Origin of the sequence: Diaphorobacter sp. J5-51 (genome assembly GCF_001023515.1) — a bacterium.
Lineage (GTDB): Bacteria > Pseudomonadota > Gammaproteobacteria > Burkholderiales > Burkholderiaceae_C > Diaphorobacter > Diaphorobacter nitroreducens.
Genome location: NZ_JSYI01000130.1, coordinates 100,068 through 113,000 on the forward strand (window position 1 = coordinate 100,068; position 12,933 = coordinate 113,000).

The window sequence follows — 12,933 nt, forward strand, 5'->3', positions numbered from 1 at the left end:
CGGAGACACCGCATGCCCCTGCCCCCAATCGCCCCCGCCCTGCGCGGCTGGGCCGCCACCCTGGCCCTGTGCGCTGGCGCCCTGCTCCTGGCCGCGCCCGCCCTCGCCGCCACGGACCGTGAGGACGAGGCCGACGACGCCCCGCCCGTTCCGGTCGCGCCCGCCCAGCCGGTGCTGGTGCCGTCGCCCGACGGCGCGCTGGTGATCGACACGCAGGCGCGGCTGGCCTGGCCGCGCTGCGCGCAGGGCATGCAATGGACAGGCGCCACCTGCACCGGCGTGGCCCTGCGCTACACCTACGGCGAGGCCCAGGCGCTGGTGCGCCAGCGCTGGAAGGACGAGGGCGTGCGCTGGCGCCTGCCGCGCGTGCCCGAGCTGCGCCGCCTGGTCAACCGCAACGCGCAGCCGCCCTCGGTCGACCCCCAACTCTTTCCCAATGCGCCGCTGGAATGGCACTGGACCGGCACCGCCAGCGTCAACACCCTCAGCGTGAACCCCTACGCCTACGGCAATGTGGCGCGCGGCGGCGCGGGCGAGAGCAGCCTGTCGGTGCAGCAGGGCTGGGCCGTGGACATGACCAGCGGCGAGGCCCGCGGCGACGTGGGCCGCAGCACGCGCCTGCCCATACGGCTGGTGCGCCCGGCGCCCTGAGCGGATGCTCTGCGCACCCTGCACCTGGGCGGACGCGCAAACGCTACATTTTTAATAGCTTCTAGCGCCTATCCAGCAAGCGCCAGAGGCCATTTCAATTCAAAAGCCAGTCACTACTCGCGCAACGCCGCCCGCAGTTGCGCCCCCAGCTCGGGTTTGTCCGCGAACGGGTCGGTGGGGTTGCGTGCCTGCACCACGTCCTCCATGCGCGTGCGCACGGCCCCCAGCGCCTGCGGGTGGCTGTAGATGTAGAACTGCTCCGCCGCCACGGCGTCGAAGACCTTCTGCGCCACCTCGGCGGCCGTCACCTTGCCGCTGGTGACGGCCTTGCCGATCATGGCCTGGCCGATGAGCTGGCTCTTGGTGGGCCGCTCGTCCGCCAGCACCTGCGGGCGGTTGCGCTCGCTCTGGCTGATGCCCGTGGGCACGAAATACGGACACAGCACGCTGGCGCCCACCTGGTCGGTGACCAGCGCCAGGTCCTGGTACAGCGTCTCGCTCAGTGCCACCACGGCGTGCTTGCTGACGTTGTAGATGCCCATGTTGGGCGGGGCCAGCAGGCCGGCCATGCTGGCGGTGTTGACGATGTGCCCGCGCCAGGCAGGGTCGTCCTTGGCGGCCTGCAGCATCAGCGGGGTGAACAGGCGCACGCCGTGCACCACGCCCATGAGGTTCACGCCCAGCACCCATTCCCAGTCGCGGGCCGAGTTCTCCCACACCAGCCCGCCCGATCCCACGCCCGCGTTGTTGAACACCAGGTGCGGCGCGCCGAAGTGCTGCACCACGTCCTGTGCCAGCTGCTCCATCTGCGCGGCGCTGGACACGTCCACCCGGCGCGCCAGCACGGGGGCGCCAGCGGCGGCCAGCTCCACGGCGGCGCGCTCCAGCGCGTCCTGCTGCACGTCCACCAGGACCAGGTTCATGCCCAGGCGCGCGCCGATGCGGGCGCACTCCAGGCCAAAGCCCGAGCCCGCCCCCGTGAGCACGGCGGTCTTGCCGGCGAAGTTGTCGATCATGCTGTGTGTCTCCTGCGGTCTATGAATGGAAATCTCATGCGGCGCGGCGCAGCACATAGCCCACGCGTGGGAAGTGCACATGCACGTCGCCCGCGCGCGGATCGGTGCGCGCCAGCGTGTAGCGCGTGCGCGTGGCAGCGATCAGCGTGCCTTCGGTGGGCTCGGGCCCAAAGCTCTCGGCGGTGATCGTCACGCGGCTGCCCAGGGGGATGCCATGCTCGTCCTGGAAGGCCTCGGCGGGCAGCGGCTGGGGTAGCGCGCCTGCGGCAACGGTGACGGCGTCCTGGGCGCTGAACTTCTCCGCGCGGCCCTGGCCCTGCGCGGCCATGCGATCCATCCACTCCAGCACCGCCGGCGTGGCCGAGAGAATGTCGGCCATCACCGGCACGCATTCGCGCGTGAACCACAGCGGGTGGTACGCGGCAAAGTCGGCCACGCAGGGCTCGGCGCCGAAGAGAAAGTCGTGCTCTTCCACCATGTTGGCGATGCGCCGCAGGTACGAGCGGTAGGCCGCCGTGGCGTCCGCCGGGTGGGTGCGGGCCGTGCCCATGGCGCGGCGGTCGTTGCGAAAAGCCTCGGCCGCACCATCGGGCAGGCCGGCGAACAGCGCCTGTGCCCCGCGCGGCTGCAGGCAGTAGGCCATGGCAGCCCCGAACAGCACCATGTCCGCCCACTGGGCGAACACGCGCGAGACGCCTTTGAGGTGCGGCGGGTACAGCACGGGCTCGGGCTGCAGATGCTCCAGCACATCGCAGATCAGCGCCGTGTCGCAATAGATGTCAGCCCCGATCTGCAGGAAGGGCGTGCGCCGGTAGCCGCCGGTGAGTGCCACCACGTCGGGTTTGGGCATGACGCTGGGCACGATCACCGACTTCCACGCCAGTTGCTTGAAGCCGAGCACGCAGCGCACCTTGTGTGCGAACGGCGAGGCGGGATAGTGGTGCAGGATGAGTTCGGTCATGCGCTCTCCGGTGCGGTGCGAAAGACGGCCCCTGCCTTGCGCCCTTTCAGGCCTGTGGCGGCGGGCTCCACAGCATCTCGACATGCGGGATGTCGTCTTCCAGATAGGGATCGGACACCGTAGCAAAGCCCAGGCTGCCATACAAGCGCTGCAGGTGCGCCTGCGCGCTGATGCGCACCGGGCGCCCCGGCCATACCCGCTGGCACTGCGCCAGCCCTTCAGCCACCAGCGCGCGGCCCAGGCCGCTTCCGCGCGCCTCGGGCGCGCAGACCACGCGGCCGATCGAGGGCTCGGCGTAGTTCACGCCGGGGTCCACCACGCGCAGCGTGGCCAGCAGCGGCCCCTGCGGCTGCGCGCGGCCCAGCAGGTGCCAGGCGTGCTTGTCCGCACCGTCCGGGTCCTGGTAGGGGCCCTGCTCCAGGATGAACACCCGGCAGCGCAGGGCCAGCGCATCGTGCAGCGCGTGCACGCCCAGGTCATCAAAGCGCGCCCAGCTCCACTGCACCGTCAAACCAGCTTCACCAGTTGCTTGCCGAAGTTCTTGCCCTTGAGCAGCCCCAGGAACGCCTCGGGCGCCGCGGCCAGGCCCTGGGCGATGGTCTCGCGCGGGCGCAGCTTGCCGCTGGCCACCAGGCCGCCCAGCTCCTTGAGCGCCTCGGGCCAGACCTCCATGTGCTCGCTGACGATGAAGCCCTCGACCCTCATGCGGTTGATGAGAATGAGCGCCGGGTTCTGCAGCGGCAGAGGCTGGCCGTCGTAGCCGGCGATCATGCCGCACATGGCCACGCGGGCGAACGCGTTGGCGCGCAGCAGAACGGCGTCCAGGATGTAGCCGCCCACGTTCTCGAAGTAGCCGTCGATGCCGTCCGGGCAGGCTTCCTTGAGCGCGCGGGCCATGCTCTTCAAATCGCCGTTCGCACGGTGGTCGATGCAGGCGTCAAAGCCCAGCTCTTCAGTCACGTAGCGGCATTTGTCCGGGCCGCCGGCAATGCCCACCACGCGGCAGCCGCGCGCCTTGGCCAGCGCGCCGAAGGCACTGCCCACGGCGCCGCTGGCGGCGCTCACGACCACGGTCTCGCCCGCCTTCGGGGCGATGATCTTCACCAGGCCGTACCAGGCGGTCACGCCGGGCATGCCCACGGCCCCCAGGTAGGCCGACAGCGGCACGTGGGTGGTATCCACCTTGCGCAGCATGCCGGGCGCGTTGCCGTCGGCCACGCTGTACTCCTGCCAGCCGCCCATGCCGACCACCTTGTCGCCCACGGCATAGGCCGGGTGGCGGCTCTCGACGACCTCGCCCACCGTCCCGCCGATCATCACCTCGCCCAGCGGCTGGCTGGCGGCGTAGCTCTTGCTGTCGTTCATGCGCCCGCGCATGTAGGGGTCCAGGCTCAGGTAATGGTGGCGCACCAGCACCTGGCCGTCCTGCAGTGCAGGCGTATCGGTGGTGACCAGGCGGAAGTTGTCCACCGTGGCTTCACCCTGGGGGGCGGTTGTCGAGGAGGATCTGTTGGTTGCGTGGCATGCGAAATCTCCAGGTTAAATTTTGCTATTGTTTCAATAGCTTCTGGCGCTTTATACATAAGCGCTAGAGCCACTTTTCATTTAAAACTCAGTCGGTGGACACGCCGCCGGGCACGGCCTTGGGCACGTATTTGAAAGTGCCCGTGGCATGGCTGCAAACGCGCCCTTCGGCGTCGTACACCGCCCCTTCGACGAAGGCCAGCGAGCGCGTGCGGTGCAGCAGCCGCCCCTTGGCCACCAGCGGGCCGCGCGCCGGGTGCATGAAGCTGGTCTTCATCTCGATGGTGACCACGCCCATGTTCGGCGTATCGCTGCGCGCGGCCGTGGCCAGGGTCACGTCCAGCAGCGTCATGGTGGCGCCGCCATGGGTGACGGCGTAGGAATTCATGTGCTCGGGCCGCGCCTCAAAGTGCAGTTCGGACGTTCCGCCCTGCATGTGATGCAGGGTGAAGCCCAGCTCTTTGACGAAGGGAATGTCGGCACCAAAATCCAGCACGGGAAGCTCCTTGCTCAAGGTAAAAAAGACCGCAAGGATAGTGCCCCTGGCGCGGTGGTTCGCCCTTGCCGTCAGCCGCCGATGACCGCGCTCACGCCCCCGTCCACGGCCAGCCACTGGCCGGTGATGTGCTTGCCCGCCTCGCTGGCGTACAGCAGCGTGATGCCCTTGAGGTCTTCGTCGTCGCCCAGGCGGCGCAGCGGCGCGTGCGCGGCCATCTTTTCCTCGCCCAGCGTCTCGATGAGCACGGTGGCCATCTTGGTCTTGAAGAAACCCGGGCAGATCGCGTTCACGCCGATGCCGTGCACGCCCCACTCGCAGGCCAGCGCGCGCGTGAAGTTGATCACCGCACCCTTGGAGGTGTTGTAGGCAATGGTCTTCATCTCGATCGGGTTGCCCGCCAGCCCTGCGATGGATGCCACGTTGATGATGCGGCCGCTCTTGCGCGGGATCATGCTGTGTTTGCCGATCGCCTGCGACAGCAGGAAGTAGCCGCGCACGTTCAGGTTCATGACCTTGTCCCATGCGGCCACGGGGTGGTCCTCGGCCGGCGCGCCCCAGCTCGCGCCGGCGTTGTTGATCAGGATGTCCACGTCGCCCATGCGCTGCAGCGTCTCGCTGGCCAGGCGGTGGATGTCTTCCTCGCGCGCGCAGTCGGCGGCGACCCAGCGCGCGTCGATGCCGGCGGCCTGCAACTCGGCGGCGGCCTGCTCCAGGTCTTCGGCCTTGCGCGAGCTGAGCATGATGCGCGCGCCCGCCTCGCCCAGCGCGTGCGCCATCTGCAGCCCCAGGCCGCGCGAGCCGCCGGTGACGAGGGCGGTCTTGCCCGAGAGGTCGAAGAGTTGTTGCGCGGTACGGGCCATGAAGGTGTCTCCCCAAGAGTCTGTGGTACGCCGTGCCATCGCCCACAGTGGGCAACGCAGGCGCGGCGGCAGGATTTTGAGCGGCTATTGTGGCGAGCGGCCCGCGCCGCACATGTCACATGCGTGATTCATCGGCAGGGTTTTTGTGTCCAAAGGACAATCCGGCCGCGGCGCCCGCGGGGAAAGCGGGGGCCGCTCATTTTTCAGGAGTTCCCATGTCCACCGATACCGCCCTGCTGCGCCGGGCCGTGCACCTGGCCCATGACAACCGGGCCCGCGGGGGCCGGCCCTTCGGCGCGGTGATCGCGCGCGGCGGCGAGGTGATCGCCACCGGCGTGAACGACATCGTGCACAGCCACGACCCCAGTACCCACGCCGAGATGCAGGCCCTGCGCGCCGCAACACGCCAGCGGGCGAACCCCAGCCTGGCGGGCTGCACGGTCTACGCCAGCGGCCACCCCTGCCCCATGTGCCTGGCGGCGCTGGTCATGGCCGGCGCGGACAGGGTGTTCTACGCCTTCGACAACCGCGACGCCGCGCCCTACGGCCTGTCCAGCGAAGGCGCCTACCAGCGCCTGCGGCTGCCGCTGGACCCGCCGCCCCTGCCGCTGCAACGCCTGGCCACGGGCATCGGCGTGGAGCAGCTCTACGGCGACGCGCCCTGGCCCACGGACGGCCCCTGACACCCCCGACCACAGCGCCGCTGAAGCCGGTGCCGGCCCCTGCGTATTGGAATGCCTGGCGACGGTGGCGCTGGCCACGCTGAACCGGGGGCACTTCCTCACGGCCATGGGATCGCCGGGCCGGCATGGGGGTTCTCGGCGCCTGCATGCCCCACCCTGCGGCCCATGGCGCTGATGGGCGCGGGGCATGGTTGTGGCCCCCGCAGCGCTACGGCGCCTGGGCGCGCGCGCCACGGCCACGGCCACCGGCGCGCCGGCATGCGTCGCCGGGCTGCGCGCGGCGCCGTGCAGGCGCGCCCATTGCACCTGGCCACGCGGTTTATCGCGCCGTGCGGCTGGCAGCATCGGCGGCCGGGCTGGCTCGACAACGGTAGGTGCGTGATGCGGGAATGTGCGTTCCGGTATATGACCTTTCTGGCGCGGCACGCGCACCACGTACGCCGGCCGTGCCACATCGCGGTCACAATATGCACCTTTTGAGGGACTGCAGCCACCCGCTGCCAGTGCGAAACCACAGCCCATGCACCCACTTGGTGCAACGCGGGCACAGGGAGGAACCATGAACCAGAAACCCCATGGGCGCCTGCGCGCCTGGCAAGCCGCCTGCCTGCTGGCGGGCGCCCTGAGCGGCGGCGCCGCCTCGGCCGACATCCCGATCGGGCAGACCACGGCCGTCAGCGGCCCAGTGGCGGCCAGCGTGGGCGAGACCCTCGCGGGCGTGCACCTGTATCTGGACCACGTCAATGCCAAGGGTGGCGTGCATGGCGAGCGCATCAAGCTGATCACGCTGGACGACAAGTTCGAGCCCAAGCTCGCCGGCGAGAACGCGCGCCGCCTGATCGAAGACGACAACGTGGCCGCGCTGTTCATGAGCCGCGCCACGCCGCACACCGAAGCCATCCTGCCGCACCTGGCCAAGCACGGCGTGGCGCTGGTGGCGCCCTCCACGGGTGCGATGACCTTCCACAAGCCCGCCAACCCGCTGGTGTTCAACGTGCGCTCCAGCTACCAGGCCGAGACCGAGAAGGCCGTGGAGCACCTGCACACCATCATGGTCCAGCGCATCGCCGTGGTGCACGTGGACGATAGCTTTGGCGAGGACTGCCTGGCCGGTGCCCAGAAGGGCTTTGCCAACGTGGGCAGCAAGCCCGTGGCCGTGATCAAGGCCGACCGCGCCAAGCCGGACTACGCCACCATCGTGCCGCAGCTCATCCAGGCGCAGGCCCAGGCGGTCATCTGGATCGGCTCCAGCGTGGCGGTGAGCGACGGCGTGAAAGCGCTGCGCAAGGCCGGCTCGTCCATGCAGGTGGTCACGGTGTCGAACAACGCATCCCGCGGCTTCGTCGCCCAGCTGGGCGACTCGGTGCGCGGCGTGATCGTCACGCAGGTGTTCCCCAACGTGCGCTCCATGGGCTACGCCATCAACCGCGAGGCCGCCGCTCTGGCCAAGGCCAAGGGCAACCTGACGCTGTCGCCCTCGGTGATGGAAGGCTTCACCTCCGCCAAGGTGCTGGTGGAAGGCCTGCGCCGCGCCGGCCCCAAGCCCACGCGCGAGAAGATCGTCACCGCGCTGGGCAGCATGAGCCACTACGACCTGGGCGGGCTGGAGCTGGGCTACGGCCCCGGCGACCGCACGGGCCTGAGCTACGTGGAGCTGTCCATCATCGACGCGGACGGGCTGTTCCGCCGCTGACGCCATCGCTGCCGCGCCGCGGGGCCACCGGGCCACCGGGCCACCGGGCTACCGGGTCACCGCCCCTCGCGCGCCGCGGCAGCCCCCATCGCCAATCGCGATGCGCCGCCGGCCGCAGCCGGCGCACACGGCCCACGGCAGCCGTTACAACCAAGGGTCGCATTCACCCGGCCCCACGCCCGTCGCCCCCATGTCCTCTCAAGATTCCTCACCGGCCCGCTGGTACTTCGGCTGGAACATCGTGGCCGCGGCCACCGTGCTCACCGCCCTCACCGTGGGCCTGCGCCTGGGGCTGGGCCCGCTGTTCCTGCCCATGGCCGAGGACCTGGGCTTTTCGCGCAGCCTGCTGTCGTCCATCGTCGCCGTGGGCATGCTGTGCTACGGCGCGGCCATGCCGCTGGCGGGCTGGCTGGTGGCGCGCCGGGGCACACGCTTCGTGCTGTTGGCGGGCACGGTCCTGCTGGTGGCGTCGACACTCTGGGCAGTGAACACGCGCACGCCGCTGGGGCTGCTGCTGAGCTTCGGCATCCTCATGTCCGTGGGCGCGGGATTCACCAGCCCGGTGGCGCTCACGCCGGTCATCAGCCGCTGGTTCAACCGCCGCCGGGGCATGGCGCTGTTCTTCTTGTCCACGGGGTCCATGGCCGGCATCGCCATCATGACGCCCGCACTGGGCATGGCGCTGCAGCATCTGAGTTGGCAGGCCACGCTGCTGGGCTTTGCCGCGCTGTTCACCGCCGTCACCGTGCCCACGGCGTTGTGGGTGATCCGCGACGAGGCGCCTGCCGATGGCGATGCCCCGCCGCCCGGCAGCCCCATTCGTGCGGCGAACCCGGTGGCTCCCGCAGGGCAGCACTACACGGTGCTGCAGGCCATGCGCACCGGCACCTTCCTCAAGATCACGCTGGGCCTGTTCGCCTGCGGCTTCAGCATGAACCTGCTGGGCACGCACGGCATGCCCATGCTGATGGACCATGGCTTTGACGCCACCACCAGCGCGTTCGGCATCGGCCTGATCGGGCTGGTGGCCATTCCCAGCACCATGGTGCTGGGGCGCCTGGCCGACCGGCTGCCGCGGCGCAAGCTGCTGGCCGCCATCTATTGCGTGCGTGGCGTGGGGTTCTTCGCGCTGCTGCTGGCGGGCAATACCCTGGAGCTGTACGGCACCTCGGTGATCGGCGGCATTGCCTGGGCGGGCAGCATCGCGCTGTCGTCCGCCATCCTGGCCGACATGTTCGGCGTGCGGCTGGTGGGCGTGCTCTACGGCTGGGCCTACCTGGGGCATCAGGTGGGGGCGATGATCAGCGCCTGGCTGGGCGGCTGGGGCTATGAGCATTTCGGCACGCACTGGATCGCCTTCGGCCTGTCGGGCGCACTGCTGATGGTGGCCGCGGGGGTGGCGCTGCTGCTGCCGGGGCGGCGCCCCCCGGCGCTGCCCACGCCCCAGGCGGCGGGCTGAGCGTTCACCGCCGGCCGCGCGCCCCCCCGGGCAGCCGGAGCCACCTTGGGCGACAATGGCGGCCCTCGCGCACACCCCCCGCAGGCCCTCGGCTTGCAGCGCGCTCGATTCAACTTTCCCGCACCGCCATGACCTCTTCAACGACCGCACGCCGTGCGGCGCTGCGCCGCTTTGCCGCAGCCGCCGCCGCTGTCGCCAGCTTCTCTCCCCTCCTGTCCACCCAGGCCGCCGAGCCGCAGGTGCTGCGCGTATCCGCCATCCCCGACGAAGCGCCTACCGAACTGCAACGCAAGTTCAAGCCGCTGGGCGAGTACCTGTCGCAGGCCACCGGCATGAAGGTGGTGTTCACCCCGGTAACCGACTACGCCGCCGTGGTCGAATCCCTGGCCACGCGCAAGCTGGAACTGGCCTGGCTGGGCGGCTTCACCTACGTGCAGGCGCGCATCCGCACGGGTGGTACGGCCATTCCGCTGGTGCAGCGGGAGGAGGACGCACGCTTTACCTCGCGCTTCATCACCGCCGACCCCACCATCCAGGGCCTGGCCGACCTCAAGGGCAAGACCTTTGCCTTTGGCGCTCCCTCGTCCACCTCGGGCAGCCTGATGCCGCGCTACTTCCTGCAGCAAGCCGGCGTCCAGCCCGAGCGGGATTTCAAGACCGTGGCCTATTCCGGTGCCCATGACGCCACCGTCGCCTTCGTAGCCGCCGGCAAGGCACAGGCCGGCGTGCTCAACGCCTCCGTCTGGGACAAGCTGGTCGAGACCAAGAAGGTGGACCCGTCCAAGGTACGGGTGTTCGCCACCACCCCACCCTACTTCGACTACAACTGGACCGTGCGCGGCGATCTCGATCCCGCCGTGGTGCAGAAGATCAAGGCCGCCTTCCTGGCGCTCGACCCGGCCAAGCCCGAGCACAAGGCCATCCTGGAACTGCAGCGCGCCTCGCGCTTCATCGCCACCGAGCCGCGCAACTACGACGGCATCGAAGACGCCGCCAAGACGGCCGGCCTGCTGAAGTAAGCGCGCCGGCGCGCGCGGGCCTGGCCCAGGTAGCCCGCGCGTGCACCATTGGCGTTATTGATCAAATCAGCCCCTAGCGCTTGCTGGATAAGCGCTAGCAGCTATTGAAAAAAGAGCAATCATGAGCTTCGAGCTGGACGGCGTGGATCTATGCCACCCCGGCGGCCATGTGGCGCTGCGCGGCATTACCCTGGCCGCGCGCCAGGGCGAGAGCCTGGCGCTGATCGGCCCCTCGGGGGCGGGTAAGACCACCCTGCTGAACCTGCTGGGCACAGCCCTGCCCGCCAGCGCCGGCCGCGTGCACGTGCTGGGCTCCGCCCTGGGCGCGTCGTCGCCCGACACGCCCCATGCTTCGTGGCCTCCGCCGCGTGCGCTGCGCGCGCGCATCGGCACCGTGCACCAGGCCCCGCCCCTGCCACCGCGCCAGCGCGTGGTGACCGCCGTGCTGGCCGGGCGCCTGGGCCAATGGCCCGCATGGAAGGCGCTGGCCTCGCTGCTGTACCCGGCCGACCTGCCCGGTGCGCACGCCGCGCTGCAGCGCGTGCAGTTGCAGGACAAGCTGTTCGCGCGCTGCGACCAGCTCTCGGGCGGGCAGCTGCAGCGCGTGGGCATTGCCCGCGTGCTGTACCAGCAGCCAGCGCTGCTGCTGGCCGACGAGCCCGTCTCTGCCCTCGACCCCACGCTGGCGCTGGCCACCGTGCAGCTGCTGGTGCAGGACGCGGCCGCACGTGGCGCCACGCTGGTCGCCAGCCTGCACGCGGTGGACCTGGCGCTGGCCTGCTTTGCGCGCGTGGTGGGCCTGCGCGAGGGGCGCATCGCCTTCGACCTGCCGGCCGGCGCGGTCACGCCCGATCTGCTGCAGGCGCTGTACGCCCCGCCCGGCGACGGCGCGCTCGCGCCGGATGAAACGCCCACGCCGCCCCCGATCACCAGCAGCTACGCCTCATGCCGTTGACGCACCCCGCCCCGCACCTGCGCGACCCGGCCGCACGCGGGCGGCTGGGCGGCGCGCTGCTGGCCGTGGTGCTGCTGTGGCCGCTGTTGCAGGCGTCGGGCTTTGACCTGGCCGCTCTGCTGGCGCCCGAGAACCTGCGCGTGCTGGGCGGGTTCCTGCGCCAGTTCCTGCCGCCTGAAATGGGGGCCGACTTCCTGGCCCTGCTGGCGCGCGCCACCCTGGAAACGCTGGCGATTGCCACTGCGGGGCTGGCATTGGCCTTCGTGCTGGCGGTGCCGTTGGCCTACTGGGCCAGCAACGCTGCACGCGAACGCCCCCGGCTGAACCCGGCAGCGCGCGGCGTGCTCACGGTGCTGCGCGGCATTCCCGAGCTGGTGTGGGCGCTGGTGTTCGTGCGCGTGTTCGGCCTGGGGCCGACGGCCGGCGTGCTGGCACTGGGGCTGGCCTACGGCGGCATGCTGGGCAAGGTGTATGCCGAGATCCTCGAATCCGTGCCCGCCGCACCCGCCCAGGCGCTGGTGCGCAGTGGCGCGCGCCGGCCCATCGCTCTGCTCTACGGCCTGCTGCCGCAGGCGGCACGCGAACTCACCTCCTACACCGTGTACCGCTGGGAATGCGCGGTGCGCGCCTCGGTGGTAATGGGCTTCGTGGGCGCGGGCGGGCTGGGCCAGCTCATGGACCAAGCCATGAAGATGCTCAACGGCGGCGAGGCGTGCACCATCCTTGTGACCTTCATGCTGCTGGTGCTGGCGGCCGATGCGCTGTCGGGCGGGCTGCGCCGCGCGCTGGATGCGCCCCCCGCGGCACGCGCCGCGCCGCTGGGCTGGCGCAGCGGCGCGTTGACCGTGACGGTACTGGCCGCCCTGGCCGCCAGCCTGTGGCTGCTGGACATGGACTTGCCCGCGCTCTTCACCGCCGAGGCGGCGCGCAGCATGGCGGAGTTTGCCGGCGGCTTCTTCCCACCCGAGCTGGGCGGCACCTGGCTGCGGCAGGTGGCGCGCGGCGTGTGGGAGACGCTGGCCATCTCCATCGTGGGCACGCTGCTGGCCGCCCTGCTGGCGCTGCTGCTGGCCCTGCCGCGCCGGCGCGCGGGCTGGAACCTGCTGCTGAACCTGCTGCGCTCGGTGCCCGAACTGGTATGGGCCACGCTCACCGCCCTGGCCGTGGGCCTGGGGCCGTTTGCCGGCGCACTGGCCCTGGCCCTGCACACCACCGGCGTGCTGGGCCGGCTGTATGCCGAGGCGCTGCAGAACACCCCGGCCACGGCCGCGCGTGCGCTGCGCCAGGCCGGCAGCGGCGGCGCCATGGCGTTCCTGTATGGCACGCTGCCCGGGGCGGCGCCGCAACTGGTGGCGTACACGCTATACCGCTGGGAGATGAACATCCGCATGGCCGCCATCCTCGGCTTCGTCGGCGCGGGCGGGCTGGGGCAGCTGCTATACGTGGAGCTGTCGCTGTTCCACCATGCACAGGCGGGCACGGTGATCCTGGCGATGCTGGTGCTATCGGTCGCGGTGGACTGGGCCAGCGCGGCGCTGCGCCGCTGGATGGGCAGGGCCTAGGGCCTGTTCACACTATTTTTGCCAGATGCGTTGCGATCAAAAAGGGCCAGG

At 70.5% G+C, this 12,933-nt stretch carries 12 protein-coding genes and 1 pseudogene; 7 read left to right on the forward strand and 6 right to left on the reverse strand.

What is annotated here, in order from left to right:
- The first annotated feature begins 12 nt into the window (after positions 1-12).
- Entirely contained in the window at positions 13-651 is a 639-nt protein-coding gene (locus OX89_RS16120) for a DUF1566 domain-containing protein (protein WP_047351373.1), read from the forward strand.
- Positions 652-764: 113 nt separating this feature from the next.
- Here OX89_RS16120 and OX89_RS16125 read toward each other — a convergent pair whose 3' ends face one another.
- The 6 genes and pseudogenes from OX89_RS16125 to OX89_RS16150 all read right to left on the reverse strand — a co-directional run bounded on the left by OX89_RS16125 (position 765) and on the right by OX89_RS16150 (position 5,511).
- Positions 765-1,667: an SDR family oxidoreductase gene (locus tag OX89_RS16125; RefSeq protein ID WP_047351374.1), complete on the reverse strand. Its 903-nt coding sequence runs from the start codon at positions 1,665-1,667 to the stop codon at positions 765-767.
- A gap of 34 nt (positions 1,668-1,701) precedes the next feature.
- Positions 1,702-2,628, reverse strand: a complete 927-nt coding sequence (locus OX89_RS16130; protein WP_011804969.1) for a glutathione S-transferase family protein — start codon at positions 2,626-2,628, stop codon at positions 1,702-1,704.
- Between the two features lie 46 nt (positions 2,629-2,674).
- On the reverse strand, positions 2,675-3,139 hold the full coding sequence (locus OX89_RS16135) for a GNAT family N-acetyltransferase (protein ID WP_015913501.1): 465 nt from the start codon (positions 3,137-3,139) through the stop codon (positions 2,675-2,677).
- Positions 3,136-4,153 (reverse strand): annotated as a pseudogene (locus tag OX89_RS16140) (NADP-dependent oxidoreductase). The gene OX89_RS16135 and the pseudogene OX89_RS16140 overlap by 4 nt, the downstream one beginning before the upstream one ends.
- 87 nt (positions 4,154-4,240) lie before the next feature.
- Positions 4,241-4,648, reverse strand: a complete 408-nt coding sequence (locus OX89_RS16145) for a PaaI family thioesterase (protein ID WP_047351444.1) — start codon at positions 4,646-4,648, stop codon at positions 4,241-4,243.
- A 71-nt stretch (positions 4,649-4,719) separates the two neighbouring features.
- The gene (locus OX89_RS16150) at positions 4,720-5,511 is read right to left on the reverse strand and encodes an SDR family oxidoreductase (protein WP_011804965.1); all 792 of its coding nucleotides are present in this window, start codon (positions 5,509-5,511) and stop codon (positions 4,720-4,722) included.
- Between the two features lie 215 nt (positions 5,512-5,726).
- Here OX89_RS16150 and OX89_RS16155 point away from each other — a divergent pair, with 215 nt between their 5' ends.
- The 6 genes from OX89_RS16155 (at position 5,727) to OX89_RS16180 (ending at position 12,882) form a co-directional block, all read left to right on the forward strand.
- Positions 5,727-6,194: a nucleoside deaminase gene (locus OX89_RS16155; RefSeq protein WP_015913504.1), complete on the forward strand. Its 468-nt coding sequence runs from the start codon at positions 5,727-5,729 to the stop codon at positions 6,192-6,194.
- 559 nt (positions 6,195-6,753) lie between these two features.
- Positions 6,754-7,887, forward strand: coding sequence for an ABC transporter substrate-binding protein (locus OX89_RS16160; protein ID WP_047351375.1), 1,134 nt, complete (start codon positions 6,754-6,756; stop codon positions 7,885-7,887).
- Between the two features lie 190 nt (positions 7,888-8,077).
- Entirely contained in the window at positions 8,078-9,346 is a 1,269-nt protein-coding gene (locus OX89_RS16165; RefSeq protein WP_047351376.1) for an MFS transporter, read from the forward strand.
- Positions 9,347-9,474: 128 nt separating this feature from the next.
- On the forward strand, positions 9,475-10,365 hold the full coding sequence (locus OX89_RS16170) for a putative selenate ABC transporter substrate-binding protein (protein WP_047351377.1): 891 nt from the start codon (positions 9,475-9,477) through the stop codon (positions 10,363-10,365).
- Between the two features lie 121 nt (positions 10,366-10,486).
- A complete protein-coding gene (locus OX89_RS16175; RefSeq protein ID WP_047351378.1) occupies positions 10,487-11,320 on the forward strand; it encodes a phosphonate ABC transporter ATP-binding protein in 834 nt (277 codons plus the stop codon).
- Positions 11,311-12,882: an ABC transporter permease gene (locus tag OX89_RS16180; protein ID WP_047351379.1), complete on the forward strand. Its 1,572-nt coding sequence runs from the start codon at positions 11,311-11,313 to the stop codon at positions 12,880-12,882. Before OX89_RS16175 ends, OX89_RS16180 begins: the two co-directional genes overlap by 10 nt.
- Positions 12,883-12,933: the final 51 nt, after the last annotated feature.